General features: G+C 28.2%; 3 protein-coding genes and 1 rRNA gene. 1 reads left to right on the top strand and 3 read right to left on the bottom strand.

All coding sequences use genetic code 11. The features are described from left to right. Positions 1-589: 589 nt before the first annotated feature. Positions 590-1129 (bottom strand): anaerobic ribonucleoside-triphosphate reductase activating protein, encoded by a 540-nt coding sequence (nrdG, locus tag AC11VW_RS08030; RefSeq protein WP_484300890.1) that lies wholly within the window; start codon positions 1127-1129, stop codon positions 590-592. 23 nt (positions 1130-1152) lie between these two features. Beyond that, positions 1153-3504 carry an anaerobic ribonucleoside triphosphate reductase gene (locus AC11VW_RS08025; RefSeq protein ID WP_484300889.1) on the bottom strand — a complete coding sequence of 784 codons (2352 nt, stop codon included), beginning with the start codon at positions 3502-3504 and terminating at the stop codon, positions 1153-1155. A 592-nt stretch (positions 3505-4096) separates the two neighbouring features. Between AC11VW_RS08025 and AC11VW_RS08020 the strand changes: the two genes are divergently transcribed. Beyond that, on the top strand, positions 4097-5281 hold the full coding sequence (locus AC11VW_RS08020; RefSeq protein ID WP_484300888.1) for a pyridoxal phosphate-dependent aminotransferase: 1185 nt from the start codon (positions 4097-4099) through the stop codon (positions 5279-5281). A 101-nt stretch (positions 5282-5382) separates the two neighbouring features. On the opposite strand, the gene rrf is transcribed toward AC11VW_RS08020, so the two are convergent. Next, positions 5383-5484 (bottom strand): 5S ribosomal RNA (rrf, locus tag AC11VW_RS08015); the annotation flags it as partial.

Raw genomic sequence — 5484 nt, 5'->3', positions numbered from 1 at the left:
AATAAAAGTTTATCTAGGGCTCAGATACTGTTATATATCTGGCTTTATGTTTGGTTGTTTCAAATTCTATAAATTAACCTACTGTTTAATTTTCAAAGTTCATACTTAACAATTAATCTTCTAGGCTTTTACCTTTTCGATTTATATTGTTATTTTGTTTTTGTTGTTTGCCCTTTTCTTAAGGACAAGTAATACTTTACCATTTTTTATTTTTATAGTCAATACTTTTTTAATATTTTTTATAGATATTTTTTTTATAATTTTATCCTTACTATTTATCCACAAAAAATTCAAACCATCTATTTTTTTTATCCACATTACTAACACAATTATTAACAAAATATTTTTTATTTTTCGTATATTTTAAGTGTTTAAGTATATATAATTCCTTCCATTTTATTTCTGTTTATATATTAATACATCAGTTTTAATAACTTAATCGCTGTATCTTATGATGAAATTTAATATACTTCACTAAATCCACCACTCCTTAGTATAATTGTACAAAAAAATACCCTACATAAATAGACACGTTTTTATATGTGTCCACTATATAGGATCTATTTTAATGATTTATACTCTTTTTTATTTATTTAGCTTCACATAATTCCTCTTGCATATATTCTTCTAATAAAACAATTTTTTTATATTTCAAACTATTTGGAACATCTATTATTCTTTGATTAGATGAACCTCTGAATTTTAAAGTGAAATCTTTTTTATCCAATTCAAATTTTCCATCAACTAATACATCTATTTGTTTCAGTAAATTTAAATTCTTGAAATGCTCAGGATTTTTGGTATCTAAAAGTTGTTCAATTGTAAATCCAGTATAAGACCACACATCTAATTTATTATTTTTAGCTTCTTTAGCTATTTCTTCTAGTGCTTCTGGTTGTAAAAAGGGCTCTCCTCCCGACAATGTTATTCCTCTTTGGAGTTTTAAAGTTTTTACTTTATTTATTATTTCTTCTGTATCAATCTCATATCCTCCACATAAGTTATGAGTTTGAGGGTTATGGCATTCCTTACAATTATGAATACATCCTTGTGTCCAAATTACCATTCTTAAACCTGGCCCATCTACTATACTATCAAATGTTACAGAAGATGATATTCTTATTTTCATACCCAGTTCTCCCCCTCTTACAATTATTTATGTTTTACTCTATCACGAACCTCTGCTTGTTTTGCATTATTAAATCTATCTACAGTTCCAACTAAGTAACCTGTTATTCTTCTTATTCTCTCAAATTTTATATCACTTTCGTCTTCATTTCTTTCACACTTAGGGCATATATTACTTTGTATTACACCTGAGAATCCACAAATTGGGTCTCTATCTACTGGATGATTTATACTTCCGTACCCTATTCCTTGTTCTTTCATAGCTCTTATAATAGTTTCAAATGCTTCTAAATTGTCAGATGGACTACCATCTAACTCTATATAAGTTATATGTCCAGCATTAGTAAATTCATGATAAGGTGCTTCTAGTCTAATCTTCTCAAAAGCACTTATTTTATGATAAACTGGAACATGGAAAGAGTTAGTATAATACTCTTTATCAGTAATTCCCTCTATAATACCATATGCTTTCTCATCTATACGTGTAAATCTTCCTGATAATCCTTCTGCTGGTGTAGCTATTAATGAGAAGTTTAATTTATACTGTTCACTTGCTTGTTCCATTCTTTCTCTCATATGAGATACTATCTTGATTCCTAATTGTTGAGCTTCTTCACTTTCTCCATGATGTTTACCCATAAGCCCTATAAGGCATTCCGCTAATCCTATAAATCCTATAGTTAAAGTTCCCTGCTTTATAACTTCACTTAAATTGTCTTCTGGTCCTAATTCATCAGAACCTTTCCATATACCTTGACCCATTAAGAACGGGAAGTTTTTCATTTTTTTACTTCCTTGAACTTCCATTCTCTCTACTAATTGTTCTATAACTAAATCTATTTTTTCATCTAATTCTCCGAAGAATTTATCTATATCTACATTTTCATTGTTTACCATACCATGCTTTATACCTAATCGAGGAAGATTGATTGTAGTAAATGATAAGTTCCCTCTACCGCTAACCACTTCTTCTCCACATACATTTCCAAGTACTCTTGTTCTACATCCCATGTATGTTGCTTCAGTTTCCGGTCTGCCTTCCTGATAATACTTAGCATTAAATGGAGCATCTAGGAAACTAAAATTAGGGAATAATCTCTTAGCTGATACTCTACATGCTAATTTAAATAGATCATAGTTAGGATCTTCTGGATTTAAACTTATTCCTTCTTTAACTTTAAATATTAATATAGGGAATATTGGAGTTTCTCCATTTCCTAATCCTCTTTCTAATGATAAAAGAACATTCTTAGTAACCATTCTTCCTTCTTCTGTGGTATCCGTACCAAAGTTTATACTTGAGAATGGAACTTGTGCACCTGCTCTAGAGTGCATAGTATTTAAGTTGTGAATAAATGCTTCCATAGCTTGATATGTTCTTTTATCTGTTTCTTTATATGCTTCATCAAAAGCAAAGTCCTGTATAGTCTTAACAAAGTTATCGTCTAAATCAAATTTTTCCTTAAGTTCGATACTTTCTTTAGATAAGTAATGTTCATTTCTTATTATACCTACTTTTGTATTTGTATCTTCTTCTACTTTATAAACCATAGACTTTATTTCATCATTATTATCTATTCCTTTAAATAATTTTAGTGCTTTAGATAAATTATTTATATATAATTTCTTAAATGTTTTATATACACCTTCAGATAATCCATAATCAAAGAATGGTATACTTTGTCCTCCATGTTGATCATTTTGATTACTTTGTATTGCTATTGCTGCTAAAGCTGAATAACTTATTATATCATTTGGCTCTCTTAAGAATCCATGTCCTGTTGAAAATCCATCTTTGAATAACTTTGCAAGATCTATTTGACAACAAGTTAATGTTCCCATATTTAAAAAGTCCATATCATGTATATGTATATCACCTTTATCATGCGCAGATGAATGTTCCGGTTTTAATAAATGCGTTTTACAGAATTCCTTTGATACTGTACTACCGTATTGGAGCATAGTACCCATGGCTGTATTTCCATTTATATTCGCATTTTCTCTTTTTATGTCTGCATCATTTGCATCTTCAAAAGTTATCTCTTCTATCGCTTTCATTAATCTAGTTTTTGAATTTCTTATTCTACTTCTTTCGTTTCTATAAACTATATATTCTTCACTAGTCTTGGCATGTCCTGTTTCTATAAGAACTTTAATTACTGTGTTTTGTACATCTTCTACTCCAGGTATCGAGTTGATAAACTTATTATTTATTAATTTTATAACTTCTTGCGTTAGTTCTTCTGAAAGTTTATAATCAGGCATCTTATGTTCTTTTTCAGCAACATTACTAGCTGCTAAAAATATGGCCCTTGTTATTCTATCTTCGTTGAATGGTATAATTCTTCCATCTCTCTTTTTTACAAAATTTATCATTTAAAAACGCCCCCTATTACTATATATTGTACTACATTTATTGTCTAACCACTACATATAGTGTATTAAATTTAAAAAAATCCCCTTTAACTTTGTTAAAGGGACTGCCTAAATTATCACTTAACTAGATTACCAAATTTGTACAGAATAGTCAAACTAACCGTAAACCTTGCAAATGCTATGTGGATAATTTGAACATAAGCGTTTGTAATAGTTCTAAAAAAAACAAATATTTTTAATATTTTTTATATAAATTTTTAGAATCGTAGTATAATATACTTAAGTATAAAAATTATGTTCATATAATCTAATCATAAAATCATATGTAGTCCCTATATATAAACTAACCAATTTTAGTGTAGATACACTATAAATAATTGTATTAATTTAAAATTTTTATCTATGTATAAAAATATCATTAGATATATATCAGCTTAATCTTATAGATTCTATTTTCAATATACTTAACAATATATTGTCTAATTACAATTTAAATGTAATTAAATTACTAACCTTGATACAATAGTATATTTATTATCCAAGAGTAATAATTTAAATCTATAATTTCATTTAATATAGAAGGAGGATTTTTATGTTATCTAATAGATTATCATCTATAACACCATCCTATACAATAGGAATAAGTTCAAAAGTAAGTGAAATGCAAAATTCAGGTATTGATGTAATAAATCTTAGTATCGGTGAACCTGATTTTAATGTTCCTAATAATGCGAAATTTCATGGTATAAATTCTTTAAACACAAATTGCACTAAATATGATTTAGTTCCAGGTCTTAAAATTCTAAGAGAAGAAATCTGTACTAAACTTCTCAATGAAAATAACTGTGATTATTCACTTGATGAAATAGTAGTTTCTAGTGGTGCTAAGCATTGTATAACAAACACACTCCTTGCTTTAACTAATCTTGGAGATGAAGTAATACTTCCTAAACCTTATTGGGTTAGTTACCCCGAAATGGTAAAACTAGTAAATGCTGTTCCTGTTTTTATGGAAACAAAAAAAGAAAATAACTTTAAAGTAGATCCTAAAGAAATTCATAAATATATAACTAATAAGACAAAACTTATTGTAATAAATAATCCATCAAACCCTACTGGTAGCATTTATACAAAAGAAGAACTGTCTGAAATTGTAGACATATGCTCAAAACATGGTATTTATATTCTTGCAGATGAGATATACGAAAAAATATGTTTTGATAATAATTTTATATCAATAGCTTCTATTAGTCCTATAGCAAAAGATATAACAATTACTATAAACGGATTTTCTAAATCTGCAGCTATGACCGGCTTACGTTTAGGGTATTCTGCATCAAATAAAACCATTGCAAAAGCAATAAGTACTATACAAGGACATTTGGTATCTCATCCAAGTTTAACTTCACAATACATTGCTTATGGAGTTCTAAAAGATTGTTCTAATGATATAAATGACATGGTAAAAGAATATAAAAATCGAAGAGATTTAATATGTGATAAATTAAATTCTATTCCAAATATAAATTACATATATCCTAGTGGGGCTTTTTATGTTTTCATAAACATATCTGATTTACGAGATAAACTTAAATATGATCAAAGTTTTTCTATAGGTTTCTGTAATGACCTTCTAAATAACTACCAACTAGCAGTGGTTCCTGGAATAGCTTTTGGTATGGATGATTATATACGCATATCCTTTGCTTGCAACGATAAACTCTTCTTAAAAGGATTAGATAGGTTAAATAATTTTATATTAGATATTTGTCGTTAATTAATTTATATAAACTAAAAAGCTATAGAAATAGGTATAATTGCCTTGATCTATAGCTTTATCTATTAAAAACCGTATAAATTTACACACAAAAAAAGATTACGTGGCTACGTCTTACTCTCCCAGGCAGTTGCCCACCAAGTACCATCAGCGCTAAAGAGCTTAACTTCTGTGTTCGGAATGGGAACAGGTGTATCCTCTTT

Source organism: Romboutsia sp. (assembly GCF_056995035.1).
The sequence above is the reverse complement of the archived record's forward strand: the minus strand, read 5'-3'. Positions and strand labels throughout refer to the sequence as shown.

Coding starts and splice junctions, on each gene's coding strand:
- AC11VW_RS08020 (WP_484300888.1), top strand. CDS start 4,097: ATGTTATCTAATAGATTATCATCTATAACACCATCCTATACAATAGGA.
- AC11VW_RS08025 (WP_484300889.1), bottom strand. CDS start 3,504: ATGATAAATTTTGTAAAAAAGAGAGATGGAAGAATTATACCATTCAAC.
- nrdG (WP_484300890.1), bottom strand. CDS start 1,129: ATGAAAATAAGAATATCATCTTCTGTAACATTTGATAGTATAGTAGAT.